At 38.2% G+C, this 13774-nt stretch carries 10 protein-coding genes and 1 pseudogene; 1 reads left to right on the top strand and 10 read right to left on the bottom strand.

Annotated elements, in window-relative coordinates; all coding sequences use genetic code 11:
* The 4 genes from urtB to J2Y37_RS14895 form a co-directional block, all read right to left on the bottom strand.
* Complete coding sequence (gene urtB / locus J2Y37_RS14880; protein WP_349033310.1) at positions 1 to 1635, bottom strand: urea ABC transporter permease subunit UrtB; 1635 nt, start codon at positions 1633 to 1635, stop codon at positions 1 to 3.
* A gap of 89 nt (positions 1636 to 1724) precedes the next feature.
* Positions 1725 to 3002 (bottom strand): urea ABC transporter substrate-binding protein, encoded by a 1278-nt coding sequence (gene urtA / locus J2Y37_RS14885; protein ID WP_349033311.1) that lies wholly within the window; start codon positions 3000 to 3002, stop codon positions 1725 to 1727.
* A gap of 249 nt (positions 3003 to 3251) precedes the next feature.
* On the bottom strand, positions 3252 to 5135 hold the full coding sequence (gene parE / locus J2Y37_RS14890) for a DNA topoisomerase IV subunit B (RefSeq protein WP_241323507.1): 1884 nt from the start codon (positions 5133 to 5135) through the stop codon (positions 3252 to 3254).
* 14 nt (positions 5136 to 5149) lie between these two features.
* Positions 5150 to 5740, bottom strand: a complete 591-nt coding sequence (locus J2Y37_RS14895) for a YqiA/YcfP family alpha/beta fold hydrolase (protein WP_349033312.1) — start codon at positions 5738 to 5740, stop codon at positions 5150 to 5152.
* Positions 5741 to 6002: 262 nt separating this feature from the next.
* On the opposite strand from J2Y37_RS14895, the gene J2Y37_RS14900 reads away from it, so the two are divergent.
* Positions 6003 to 7349 carry a hypothetical protein gene (locus J2Y37_RS14900; RefSeq protein ID WP_004673516.1) on the top strand — a complete coding sequence of 449 codons (1347 nt, stop codon included), beginning with the start codon at positions 6003 to 6005 and terminating at the stop codon, positions 7347 to 7349.
* Between the two features lie 177 nt (positions 7350 to 7526).
* On the opposite strand, the gene J2Y37_RS14905 is transcribed toward J2Y37_RS14900, so the two are convergent.
* The 6 genes and pseudogenes from J2Y37_RS14905 to J2Y37_RS14930 all read right to left on the bottom strand — a co-directional run bounded on the left by J2Y37_RS14905 (position 7527) and on the right by J2Y37_RS14930 (position 13774).
* Entirely contained in the window at positions 7527 to 8003 is a 477-nt protein-coding gene (locus tag J2Y37_RS14905) for a hypothetical protein (RefSeq protein WP_349033313.1), read from the bottom strand.
* Between the two features lie 497 nt (positions 8004 to 8500).
* A complete protein-coding gene (locus J2Y37_RS14910) occupies positions 8501 to 9142 on the bottom strand; it encodes a hypothetical protein (RefSeq protein ID WP_349033314.1) in 642 nt (213 codons plus the stop codon).
* 168 nt (positions 9143 to 9310) lie between these two features.
* Positions 9311 to 9886: pseudogene (locus J2Y37_RS14915) on the bottom strand (IS5 family transposase); the annotation flags it as partial.
* A gap of 94 nt (positions 9887 to 9980) precedes the next feature.
* A complete protein-coding gene (locus tag J2Y37_RS14920; protein ID WP_349033315.1) occupies positions 9981 to 10445 on the bottom strand; it encodes a hypothetical protein in 465 nt (154 codons plus the stop codon).
* Positions 10446 to 10575: 130 nt separating this feature from the next.
* Positions 10576 to 11313 (bottom strand): hypothetical protein, encoded by a 738-nt coding sequence (locus J2Y37_RS14925; protein WP_349033316.1) that lies wholly within the window; start codon positions 11311 to 11313, stop codon positions 10576 to 10578.
* Positions 11300 to 13774, bottom strand: coding sequence for a hypothetical protein (locus tag J2Y37_RS14930; protein WP_349033317.1), 2475 nt, complete (start codon positions 13772 to 13774; stop codon positions 11300 to 11302). Before J2Y37_RS14930 ends, J2Y37_RS14925 begins: the two co-directional genes overlap by 14 nt.

Genomic DNA, 13774 nt, shown 5'->3' on the forward strand with positions numbered 1-13774 from the left:
TTACTCCACAAAACGGCCTTTGATGGCAAACAAACCTTGTGGACGTTTTTGGATAAACAAAATCACAAGTACCAGTAGAATAATTTTTGCCAATACAGCACCCATGCCGATTTCCAACATCGTGCCGCTAATGCCTAGACCCAGTGCTGCCAATACTGCGCCCCACACTTGTCCAACACCACCAACCACCACCACAAGGAAGGCATCAATAATGTAGTTTTGTCCAAGATCAGGCCCAACATTGCCGACTTGTGCCAACGCACAGCCTGCCAGCCCCGCTAGACCAGAACCCAAACCAAATGCCATCATGTCAATCCGCGCTGAGCGAATGCCGACTGCACGTGCCATCTGACGGTTTTGCGTGACCGCACGAACGAACAGGCCAAAACGTGTTTTATTCAGTAGGAAAATCAACAGAAATAACACTGCAATGGTAAACACAATAATCGCGATACGGTTATACGGCAGCATCAAGCTTGGCGTCAGTGCAATACCGCCACTGAGCCATGAAACATTGGACACTTCAACATTTTGCGCACCAAAAAACATGCGAACCAATTGCATCAGAATCAAACTGACACCAAAAGTTGCCAGCAGCGTTTCAAGTTGGCGACCATATAAGGGACGAATCACCGTGCGTTCAATCAACATGCCGATCAACGCACTCACCAAAAAGGCAGCAGGAATCGCTGCCAGTAAATACCAATCGACTAAACCGACAAAATGGGTTTTGAAAAAACTTTGCACCACATAAGTGGTATAAGCACCGATCATGATTAATTCGCCATGAGCCATATTGATCACGCCAAGCAATCCATAGGTAATGGCGAGACCAAGTGCAGCAAGCAATAAAATACTGGCGGTACTTAAACCCGAAAACACATGTCCAGACCACTCACTGGCCTGAATTCTGGTTTTAATTTTGCTCTTGGCATCAACCAAAGCGGCATGTAATTCTTGATTGTTGATCGGTTGCGCTAGACTTTGTTCCATCAATGCCAATACATCAGGACGATTCGACTCAGCTAAGACATTGACCGCAGCAATTTTTCCAAATACGTCGGTATCATTGAATTCTAATCGTGCTTTGAGCTGCGCTAATCTGGCTTTGACTTTATTATTCTGTTCAGTTAAATACAGTCGTTTAACCATCGCTAAATCGATTTCAGCGAGATTATTTTCCAAAATATCTACCGCAGCCAAACGTTGCGAGGCATCGTCAGAATCAAGCTTGGCTTTGGCTTGCCCAAAATTGAGCGCTTTGCGTAAAGTATTGACCAAAGTAACTTGGGACAAATCGGCAGGCCAATCTTCCAATACCTGTTTGGCAGGGTAACTCAATAAGACCTCATCATTTTGTAAGATGTAAGTCTGTCCTGCACTATCGGTATACAACTCATTTTGGTCAATATACGCAACTAACTGATCAAGCTGTTCAATACTGGCTGGCCATTGATTTAGCATGGCACGGCGCGTGGCGAAATCTGCCTTCACAAAACTTTGAATCGCATCTTGAGTAGTTGTAGGCGTTACGATAGGAGATGTGGCCGCCGAAGTACTTTGCTCTGCCCAAGCAAGACCACAAAAAAACTGTGCCATAACGCAGAGCACTGCTAACACATAGTGTTTCGCCATATGACTCCCCTTTATTGAATCTATATTTGAATGGTTAAATCAAAAAAATGAAAAGAACCTGCTGCATCAACAACAGGCTCTAAAAAGCTTTATTTCGGGATGTATGGACTCCAAGGCTCTGCTGGAATGGTTTCAGGCGTTTTATGAACCACATCAAACTGACCATCGGCACGGATTTGACCAATCATCACCGGCTTGTGTAAATGGTGATTGCTAGCATCCATTTTTAAGGTATAACCCGATGGCGCGGCGAAGGTTTGACCTGCCATTGCCTCACGTACCTTATCTACATCTGTCGTGCCTGCTTTCTCAACCGCTTGTTTCCACATATTGATGCCGACGTAAGTTGCTTCCATTGGGTCATTGGTGACCACTTTGTCCGCATTTGGCAATTTGTATTCCACCGCGAATTGTTTAAATTTATTCACAAATTCAGTATTTTTTGGATTTTTAATCGACATAAAATAGTTCCATGCCGCCAAATGTCCAACCAATGGTTTGGTATCGATCCCACGCAATTCTTCCTCACCGACAGAGAATGCCATCACCGGAAGCTCTGAGGCTTTAATCCCTTGGTTGCCTAACTCACGGTAGAAGGGCACGTTTGAGTCACCATTGATGGTGGAGATCACTGCGGTTTTCTTACCCGCTGAGAATTTCTTAATATTGGAAACAATGGTTTGATAATTACTATGACCAAATGGAGTGTACTCTTCCATGATGTCGGCATCAGCAATGCCTTTCGACTTCAAGAACGCACTTAAAATCTTATTGGTGGTGCGTGGATAGACATAATCCGTACCGAGTAAGACAAAGCGTTCAGCTTTACCGCCCTCATCACTCATTAAATATTCAACCGCAGGAATCGCCTGTTGGTTCGGTGCTGCTCCCGTATAGAAAATATTTTTAGACTGCTCCTGACCTTCATATTGCACTGGGTAGAACATTAAACCATTCAATTCTTCCACCACAGGGAGAACAGATTTACGTGATACCGAGGTCCAGCTTCCAAAAATCACCGCGACCTTGTCTTGAGTAATCAATTGACGAGCACGCTCAGCAAACAACGGCCAATCCGATGCAGGATCGACCACCACAGGTTCTAACTTTTTACCGAGTACGCCGCCATTGGCATTGATTTCATTAATGGTCATCAATGCCGTATCTTTCAGTGAAGTTTCAGAAATCGCCATCGTGCCCGAAAGGGAGTGTAAAATTCCGACTTTAATGGTTTCACCATCAGCTGGTGCAGCTTTGGTTTCTGTTTTTGTTTGTTCAGATGTTTCAGCAGGCTTAGAACAACCCACTAGCCCCATACCCATCATGGCAGCCATAAGCATAGAAATCGGCATTAATTTTTGTTGCATCTTTTTTCTCCACATTTTGTGTGTTGTGATGTTGACTAAGTGGAGTTATTCAATTTTTATGCCAACAAGCTAATTTATTGTTTTATATAAATATTAATTAAAAGTACAAGAAAAAAATACAATCTTGTATACAACATTGCATACAAAAAATACATAGTGACCCAAAATGATGCATTTTTGTTCTCAATAAAAAAGCCAAGCATGATGCTTGGCTTCTACGAATCTCTGCTTACTCAGTTTTAGCTCAAATCAAACCACAATATCCGCTAAATTACCCTTTTGCTCTAACCAATGCTTACGATCCGCTGAACGTTTTTTGGCAAGCAATTTATCCAACAAACTTGCGGTGAAATGAGCATCATCCAAATCTAACTGGACTAAACGACGCGTATTGGGATCCATCGTGGTTTCACGAAGCTGGCTAGCGTTCATCTCACCCAGTCCTTTAAATCGGGTAATTTGTGGATTTTTATTGCCCTTCACTTTCTTTAAGATCGCTTCAAGCTCCTCATCATCAAGGGCATAATGCACATCTTTGCCAACATCAATACGATATAGAGGTGGCATCGCAACAAACAAATGACCTGCTTCGACCATAGTTGGAAAATGTTTAACAAATAGAGCGCACAATAAGGTCGCAATATGCAAACCATCCGAGTCGGCATCGGCAAGAATACAGACTTTGCCATAGCGGAGTTCCGATAGATCATCACTGCCCGGATCAACCCCTATTGCAATGGCAATATCATGCACTTCTTGCGAGGCTAATACCTCATCCGAAGACACTTCCCACGTATTTAAGATCTTTCCACGAATCGGCATAATCGCTTGAAAGTTTTTATCCCGAGCTTGCTTGGCACTTCCACCTGCGGAATCCCCTTCGACAATAAAGAGTTCACTGTCTTCACGGGTCAACCCGACACAATCGGCTAATTTTCCGGGTAATGCAGGACCCGCAACAATCTTCTTACGCTCAACCTTTTTCGCAGCTTTTAAACGACGGCCAGCTTTTGCAATCGCCATTTCAGCCAGTTGCGTTGCAATCTCAGCATGTTGATTGAGCCATAAAGCAAAGGCATCTTTCACAATATTCAACACAATATTGGATGCTTCACGACTAGATAAACGTTCTTTGGTCTGTCCTGAAAACTGAGGCTCTTGGAATTTCAACGATAAAATGAAATTCACCCCATCCCACACATCTTCAGCAGAGAGTTTCACGTTGCGCGGCAGTAAATTACGTAACTCACAAAACTCACGTAACGCTTCGGTGACACCCGAACGCAAACCATTAACATGTGTTCCGCCTTGCGCAGTTGGAATCAGGTTGACATAGCTTTCCTGAATTTGCTCGCCACCCTCTACATTCCAGCAAATCGCAAGCTCGCATGCTGCGCGGTCTGCTTTTCCACTACTGACAAATGCTGGATCAGGTAAAATCTCACGATCTTGCAACTCATCCATCAAATAGTCGACTAAACCATTTTCAAACTGCCATTCGATCCGTTCGTTATTAATCTTATCGTCGTAAATGATTTTTAAGCCTGCGGCTAGAACTGCTTTGGCTTTTAAATTATGTTTTAAGGCTTTTAATGCAAACTTCGGACTATCAAAATATTTTGCCTCGGGCCAGAAACGCACGGTTGTTCCTGTGGCACGCTTTGCCACCTTGCCCTCTAATACTGATAACGGTGCAACAGGTTCACCCTGCTCAAACGCCATTTGATATAAATTTCCGTGGCGTTGTACTGCAACTTCAACCCGTGTAGACAACGCATTGACTACCGAAATCCCAACCCCATGTAAACCACCAGAAAACTGATAGTTATCGGTACTAAACTTACCGCCGGCATGCAACTTGGTTAAAATAATTTCGATACCACTTTGCCCATATTCAGGATGAATATCGACTGGCATACCTCGTCCATTATCCTCGACAGACAACGATCCATCTTCATAAACCGTGACATAGACTTGGTTGGCATGTCCTGCAAGCGCTTCATCGACAGCATTATCAATCACCTCTTGAGCCAAATGGTTCGGTCGTGTGGTGTCGGTATACATGCCTGGACGACGACGCACAGGATCTAAACCAGAAAGAACTTCAAGAGATTGTGCTGTATATTGTGTCACTTGGTCTGACTTCCTTATTGAATCGCTGCCGATAGAAATTCGATTACTAACGCTAATCTTTCTTCAAAATCATCCATTGCATGACTGCCACCAGTGTCAGTGAAAATCAAAGAGGACGGTTGTGCTGCACTATAATAACGTTGTGCCTGATGATAATCCAAGACTTCATCGCCTTGTTGCAATAGCACTAAAATTTTATCGGCATTTTTTAGCTCTACTTCAGCAATCGACTGTAATTGTTGCAAGTGTTCAGCATTGAGTGTCCATGACTCAGTGATTTTGAGTGGGATTTGATCAATCCCGAATAGCGTTTGAAATAGCTGCCATGGTTGCATAGCTGGATTGATCAATACAGCAGGACACGCATACTTAGCGACAAAATACGTCGCATAAAACCCACCTAAACTGCTACCGACCAAAACCACTTGCTCTTTGGGTTGAGATTCAATCAGTTGAGAAATCTGCTGAATGACTTGCTCAGGAGACTGGTTCAAATCTGGCAAATGCACTTGAATAGAATCATACTTTGCACAGTATTGTCTCAATTGTTGCCCCTTTTTTGACATCGGGCCACTACGAAAACCATGTAAATAGATAATTTGCATATGCACCAAATTAGACACCAGCTTGACATATAGTGAAATAAATCACATTATTAATCACAATTGATAAACAAATAACAATATAATTTACATATAACCCTGAAATTGTCCGACACAAAAACCGATACTATGCACCGTTCATCAGTATTCTAAAAAAATTACGGATGAAACAGCAAAATATATAAGTGTTTGTTGTAGTTTATCTAAACAGTGTTAGGTTCATAAATTCAACCCTTCGGTATATATCAAGGATGAGGAAATCAATATGCCAAGTTTAACACCTCTGCATGAAACCTACTGTAAGTGGGATAGTACCCCTCCCAGTCAGGCAGATGCTTTGGAAGGTTTGGCACAGCTCGTCAGTACCAGCTTAAGTGGCGTACACGAATTGATGCAATTGGTACAAACTGAAGTGCTACGGACAGCGCTCGGTTTAAGTGCACAAAAAGCCAAAAAATTACAAAAACATCCGCAATTGCAGAAATTCTATCAATTTTCTTATGTTGCCATCCAAAAATATGGTAGCAACTTCCTTGCACCAAATTTACGCAGAGTTATTGAGAAGTTTCCAGCACTACACAATAAACCGCTTAGCCCAACTTTACATTTTGCGGTGGGTGCGCTGAATGGAATCTTTGGTGATTTTTTCTTGAAGCAACATAACCCGATGGCTTTGCCGATGGTGCTTTATGATCACTATGGATCATTGCAACAAGGTGAGCTGACTGGTCGTGTGGTGATTTTAACGCATGGTTTATGTATGAACCATTTGACGTGGTCGAATAATCGTTATGGCGGTATTGGTGAGCGTTTACTGGCTCAACGTGATAACAACACAATGTTGTATCTCAACTACAATACTGGGCGACGCATTTCAGCAAATGGTCGTAGTTTTGCCAATGTGCTTGAAGACTTAGTGCAGCGTAACCCACGCATTACCAGTATTGATTTGATTGGACATAGCATGGGGGGATTGGTTTCTCGTAGTGCATTGTTCTATGGCAAACAAGACCTCTGCCAATGGGTACATATCGTTGAGAACTTGGTGTGTATCGGTTCGCCACATCACGGCGCGGCATTGGAACGTTTTGGTTTTATTTTACAAGACAAGATTGGTGCATTCCCCTTTATTAACCTCATTGGTCAATTGGTCAATATTCGCAGTAATGGTATTTTAGATCTTCGCCATGGTAGCGTCCGTGATGATGACTGGGAACATAATGATGCACGTATTGGTTTTGCAGATGACAATCGCAAACCAGCACCTTTACCCTCACATATTAATACCTTCTTAATCGCAGGAACTTTAGAGTTTGAGAAATTACGAACCAAAGCACTTACTGTGATCGGTGATTATTTGGTCAGTGTAAAGAGTGCGTTAGGTGAACATCCAAATCCTCGTTTTCAACTTAAATTACCTGATACGCATAAAGCGGTGTTCTATGGTTTGAATCATTTTGAGATTCAATATCATTCAAGTGTAGCTGAACAAATTACGCGTTGGCTCTATCCTGATGTCAGTGATAAAGTTGAACAAGGTGTCCAAACGCATCTGATTAATGTACCAAATAACTATACCTTTGATGATTTAGAGGGAATTGTTGAGACTTAAATAAAAATGAACGGCGATTATTTTATTAGTTGCCGATCATTTATTCGACATTGAAAGGATTGCGGGATTTTGTTATACGCTCGAACCATTCTCAGCGAGGGCTTTTAGAACGTATAACTCGATATTCCACAAGAACAACTAATAATAAGAACAACTAATAATAATTAGATTTGATTTTTAATAAGCATTGGCTTCCCACATTTCAAGTGCTTCATTACATTGATCTAAAGTTTGAAATGCAAAAATCCTATTATCTTGGACTGTTATTCTAATAGCTTCAAAATCTGAACCAAAAACTTTTTCTTCAACTGAACACTGATAATTTTTTATCTTACCAATATTATTCATTTTTTTACAACTCGGTTTTTCTAATGTTTCATCAAATGTATACCAATCATTTAAGGCCTGTCCCAAACAAGTTATTTTTTCTTGAGTTTCATTTGTGGAGTTTGAATTAAGATTTTGTTTATTTTCCAAAACGGCAGTAGAAGGTTCCTCCTCATTATTTATGGCTTTAATAGAGATCCTATCATCTTGTTGCTCGATTACTGGCTCCACCTTTATTTGATGCTTAATAGATTCTGTCGATTTTGTCTTATTATCACTACAAGCGATTAAAAATAATAAGATGGTTGCTATTAAAACGTTCTTCATCGTGTATCTCATAATATTGAATTATCTAAAATTAAGGTCGGATCAATCAAATCAGTCCGACGTTAGCAAGCATCTGCACCCCGAACTGTTAAACCACTGGTATGACTAGGATTCGCATACATTTATAAATTTGGCATCATACTGGGAAATATTATGGAAAGCTTTCCAACGTATCCAATAAGTTGTCCACGACGTACGTGATCGCCTGCTTTCACTAAAGGCTTTCCTGATAATACTTCACTATAGCGGATGATATGCTTTTCATGAACAATCTCAATTACATCAGTGCCTGTTTAGAATCCTGCAACTAAACGTACTTTCCTATCAGCCATGGCTCTAATTTCTGTTCCTGCCAGTGCGTAGATAAAAATGATCGGCTATTATTTTATTGGTTGCCGATCATTTATTATTTAAATTAATAAACATACATGACCTTACATGTTCTATTTATCGCTAGATATTTCAACAAAATACATTGACTTAGAATCCAATTTATATTATTTTTCTTCAATATAATTTCTATCAAGATCAATTTTATTTGTACAAATCTTTCTAGTTTTTAATGAAAAATCTTCATTTATTACAAAGTCTTGTTTACACTCTCCGTGATATGGAGTTTTTGCAATCTCTTTAAAATCTATTTGCCCTGTCTCAGAGTTATATTCAATATTTTTAGAAAAATTGAATCGATGATATCCTGCATAATTACCACCATATAAATTTCCCTCCGTATCTACTTTTAACAGCATAAATGACTGTGCAGGGCCATCCCCCTCCATGTCTATGTTCTGCAACAACAATATATAACTATATTTTTCATTAACCTTAATATAACCTAACACTCGGGCAAGTGAGTGAGATTCAGGAGAAAAAAAGCCATTCTCATCCACAATAAAATTAGTTTTTTCTAAATAATACCAACCATTTTCTAGTTTAGGTAAATCTTCAAAATCCATACTAGATATTGGTAAATCCAAGCAAGGTGCTTTTTCTAAAAATTTATTATCTTCATCCAAATTAATTTGACATGATGTTTTTACTTCACTAGTTTCAAAAGCACCACTACAGCCCTGTACGGAAAAAATAATAAAAGAAATAGCAACTAAATATAATTTAAAAAAACTAAATATCTTCAACATTAACATTATATCCTTGTAAATGTATGTGATGGTGATGGTTAACAACAGAAATAGAATAAGGAAGCATTTTATTACTATTACTCCTTATAGGGTTAGAGCTTTGTTGCACAAAGATTAAAAAGCTAAAGTTACCCTAAGTTTCTCAAATTCAAGATACAATTCGTGTATGGAATAGTCAGTATCAATTCGTCCATCTTGTAGAATTTGAAGAAGTAAATTACCGAGTACGAGTGAATCATTGACATGGTTTGTTGTGAGTTGAACTGTTCGTACTTACCTCGTTTCAGCATCAATATACAGCTTACGCCATTGGTGACGATATGCAGGCTGATGTTTCTTACGCTTCTACTCACCTTCGCCTCGGAGTTTTAACCCTGTGCTATAAACAGGTAGATGGGGTTTATTAGTGCTTTTTTATAAATGATTGCAATATCAATATGCTTTTGTGTTCTATAGATGGTGAAATAGTCTGGGGCTGTCCGATCTAATTCACAAAAACCAATAAGATTTAAAACAAATCCCGAGACCATTCGTAGAGTTAAACGAAATAAAACTTTCATCATTAAAACAGCACTGAATCGCTGTGTCTAAGTAGATTTTATTTCGTCCTTTTTTTCCTATTAATGCGGCATACCATCGAGTGTTGGAATCAAACCATATCCTGATGTTCCCACGATTAATCAAAGCTTGATTGTAAGAAAGGCAATTCATCATTCCATAGATGTATGGTATAGACTTATTCATCTGAGAATTGTATGACTGAATACCCCCCTTATAAATAGATTTGTGCAATTAAGCCTATTTTACTAATAAAAATAGCGTATGTTAAACAGTAACTCTATGGTGCATTAGAATTGCGTATATCCAGCATTTCATTACAGTCTTTAGAATTATAATAAACTAAAATCCGCTGGTCTTGATTTTCCACTAAAATGGCATCTTTATCAGCACCAAAGGCATTTTTAGACACATCACATTTATAAGATGGCAGCTTAAAATTCTTTATGGCTTCACATTTTGGTTCAGCAGAAGCTTCATCAAAACCATACCATTCCGTAATATTTTTATTGAAACAAGAGATTTGAGCTGTTTGATCAGTTTTTTCCATTGTAACTATTTTATCTGTACTGTCTTTTGTCTCATCTACTGCTAAAGCTTCGCTTGCGACACTGGGTGGTTGTTCATGTACTTCTGTATGCATTACTTTTTGTTCATTATTTAAACCATCTTGTATTTTATCCTGACTTTTATCACTACATGCAATTAAAGTGCTTATAAAAATTAAAATATAAATATTTTTCATGAAAAAATGCTCATAATGATTCGCTATCTAAAAATGGAGTAGGATCAATTAAATCCGAACATTATTTATAGTAAGGATCAAATCATCATCCACACATAAATTAGATTATTTTACAACCAAAAAAACTATATCAATCTAAAGTTTCAATAGACACATAATCACCATAGTCTTTCAATACATTTAACCTTTTCATATTTCTATCCTCATTAAAATATTCTATTAATTCAGAAGAAGTTTCTTTATTCTTATATTCTATATCATGACGAACCACCCAATTTTCATCTATATAAAAATTGTAGGTAAATATATCCTCCACATTAAAATCACCCATTTTCTCTAGAGCAATTTCTGTATCAAGATTAGAGTCTATATTTTTTTTTATTAACTCATCCTTATCAAAATGATATTGATAATACCCCAACTCAGGATATACATTTGGAAATGGAACATCGGTTTGATTATCAATTCGAACAAGCTCAAAAACTTGAGCACTTTCTCCCCCTTCAATTATAGAGTTACTCAAATGCAATAAGAATGTATGTTTTTTATTATATTGAATAACACCTAACAAAACCCCTAAATATTCTAACTCAGACCGTTTGTAACCATCATGTATTGAGATCGTTTGTTCTTTAGCTTTTGCAATATCAACAATTCCATTTTTAAAAGTAGGCAATTTCCCCTGATAGTCTTTAGAGGAAATTGGAAGAGCTAAACATGGTACATTAGCAAAACTTTGCTGATAATGCTCTGGAAGCATACTTTTACAATCGTTACGCTCTTGCTCAACTGTACTCATATCATTTTTAGACGTGCACCCAATCAACAAAAATATCATGCCTAAAAAAATTGTATTATATATCTTCAAGAATACCTCTCCTAACTAATGAGGCAGCATCTCCTTGCTGCCCAAGATGTAAATGATCCACATGGTGACGCCAATATGTAGTTCCTGAAATTCGCGGACTAGTTGTTCCTGCAATTTGCGTATAAAATGTCTGAAAACCAAATTTTTTAAATTCTGCCACCCATTTAGTGTTTTTTCCCAGATCAAAATAATCACTTGAAGTCCAACAGACTTTTGTTCTGTGTTCACCATTTTTACTTAAATATCTAAAATCACCCGCCTCACCATTTCGATGACTACTACTTCCAACTGACTCTCCTTTTTCATTACTCCATCCCGTGCCTACATATTCTTCATAACCTAAATTCATCAGCGTACCAAGTACACCTGACATAGTAAGGCCATTTAAATAGAACCTTCTAGCAGGCCCACCTGCACGATTATTCATTGGGTCTATAAACCATTTATAACCAATATTCCCATTTTTGTAGTGAGTATGTCTCCGTTGATCTATCAGATATACATTTCCTCCATTTGGAACATTATTTGCCCCTCTACGTGGTGCCTTAATAAATGCAGACTTCCCCAAATTATGAGCATTACCATTCTGATCATAGTAAATAAACTCTGCATACCCCGTTGCAGCTCTATTCTCTCTTTTAATTTTTCCATTATGGTAAATATGATAACGAGTCGTATCACTAGTCACAGGTGCTTGACGGCTCACTGAGGTGATTGGTCGACCACCGTTTTGAGTATAACTATTATTCTGTCGAGCTTGATTATTTTTATCTGCTTCGGTTTTAGCTTTTTTTCTTTCCTCCTCAGCTTGTTTTTCTTTCTTTTCAGCAGCTTCTTTTTGCTGTTGCTGCAATCTCACTGTTTCTGCTTGTTGTTGTTTTTTTCGTTGTTCATCCGCTTCTTCATGTAGTTTTGATGTTTTTACTGCACTTGCATTTACAGTAAACCCTTTAGTTGAAACAGACTTTTCAACTCGACTTGGAACCAAATTTTTACCTTTGACTCCAAAGCCAAAAACAAAGCCTGTGAGCATTTTTACAGTAATAATCCCTGATGCATTTGTTCTTTTAGGAATCTCCCGCCCTCTATAAAAAATACTAAACAATGTGTTTGCTACGCGTTGACCGTCTTGAGTGACGCTTATACTAAAACTATGTACAGGTAACCGTACTTTTACGGTTTGATTATTAAGTGCTGCATCAAGTTTAAAATGATGAATCACTTGTTTATATCCATCCCCTTCTACAGAAACCTCAATATCCTGCCCTTCTTCTGCAACAACTCCTTGTCTTACACCATTGTTATTTGCGGTATGCTTTTTAATATTTCCTTTATAGGTAAGGAAAAAATTCATATTCGGAATAGGTTTACCTGAATCACCTTCCACGATTTGAACGTTGAATTGAATCTCTTTTAATGTTGAAGTTGAGTCTACCGATGGCGAAGATGGTGGAACTTGCTCATTCCTCACTTCTTGCGGAGTCTTATTGGCTTGTGGTTTTGGTTGAGGTGTATTTTCTGCTTCTAAGGTTGCTGGATAACTTGAAACAGTGAAATCACTTAAGGTCGCTTTCTGCTTCTCATTGGCTTTTTGGATGATGCTATTAGATTCTTTTCCATCCGCTATAATTTTTATTTCTGTATTCGGATTTCTTACTATAACAGGTAAATTACCTTTCTCATCACTTTTAACTTTCACTCTAGTTTCACCAGAGATAAATTTACCATTATTATTAGAGACAACAATGACTTCCTTTTCTTTTATTTCAAGTCCATTATTATCTTTTAGAGAAATATAAATTTTCCTGTTGCAACAACTTTCTAAATCGAACCCACCAAACATTGATAAATATGAAGATATATGCGTCCCATTCCCGTCAATAATAGAATATTTCGTTTTAAATTTTGGAGAGTTTAAATATGTAGCTAGCCCTCCTTCTCCCATTAGATGAGCACTTGCGATTGCTCCTGACTCTGTCACCTCTACCCCATTAATAATTTGACCATAATATTGATTAAAATCCAACAACCGCATGCGCTGACATAAATAGTTAATCCAGTCATTTACTGCCATTAACTGTAACTCTGGTTTTGTAATAAAGTCAATCAGAGAGTTAATTCCATTCTTCCCTGACCATCGTCCTTTCCAATCATTACTATTAAAAGTTTCTTGTATATTTTTAATCTTACTTTCATCTTTCTTCGGATCTAACTTTCTAAAATCAATACCAGTATCCCCCAAATAGTATCCTGTTTCAAATAATGCAGACTCACCCATTTGAAAAAAACCACGGTGTCCCCCTTTGCTTTTAGCACTAGCAGCCGTTATGTTATTAGGGTGATTAATATCAAGTTTTAATTTAGCACTAGATTCTTTATAACTAACGGCTTGAATAAATCCAGCTCTATTTGCCTCAAACTCTTGTACACTACCATCTTTAAAACTTATTATTTTTTTCAT

The organism is Acinetobacter sp. 3657, assembly GCF_031456775.1.
GTDB lineage: Bacteria > Pseudomonadota > Gammaproteobacteria > Pseudomonadales > Moraxellaceae > Acinetobacter.

What these genes read in the sequence shown, in the direction of transcription:
- urtB (WP_349033310.1), bottom strand. Translation starts at nt 1,635, where the DNA reads ATGGCGAAACACTATGTGTTAGCAGTGCTCTGCGTTATGGCACAGTTT.
- urtA (WP_349033311.1), bottom strand. Translation starts at nt 3,002, where the DNA reads ATGCAACAAAAATTAATGCCGATTTCTATGCTTATGGCTGCCATGATG.
- J2Y37_RS14895 (WP_349033312.1), bottom strand. Translation starts at nt 5,740, where the DNA reads ATGCAAATTATCTATTTACATGGTTTTCGTAGTGGCCCGATGTCAAAA.
- J2Y37_RS14900 (WP_004673516.1), top strand. Translation starts at nt 6,003, where the DNA reads ATGCCAAGTTTAACACCTCTGCATGAAACCTACTGTAAGTGGGATAGT.
- J2Y37_RS14905 (WP_349033313.1), bottom strand. Translation starts at nt 8,003, where the DNA reads ATGAAGAACGTTTTAATAGCAACCATCTTATTATTTTTAATCGCTTGT.
- J2Y37_RS14910 (WP_349033314.1), bottom strand. Translation starts at nt 9,142, where the DNA reads ATGTTGAAGATATTTAGTTTTTTTAAATTATATTTAGTTGCTATTTCT.
- J2Y37_RS14920 (WP_349033315.1), bottom strand. Translation starts at nt 10,445, where the DNA reads ATGAAAAATATTTATATTTTAATTTTTATAAGCACTTTAATTGCATGT.
- J2Y37_RS14930 (WP_349033317.1), bottom strand. Translation starts at nt 13,774, where the DNA reads ATGAAAAAAATAATAAGTTTTAAAGATGGTAGTGTACAAGAGTTTGAG.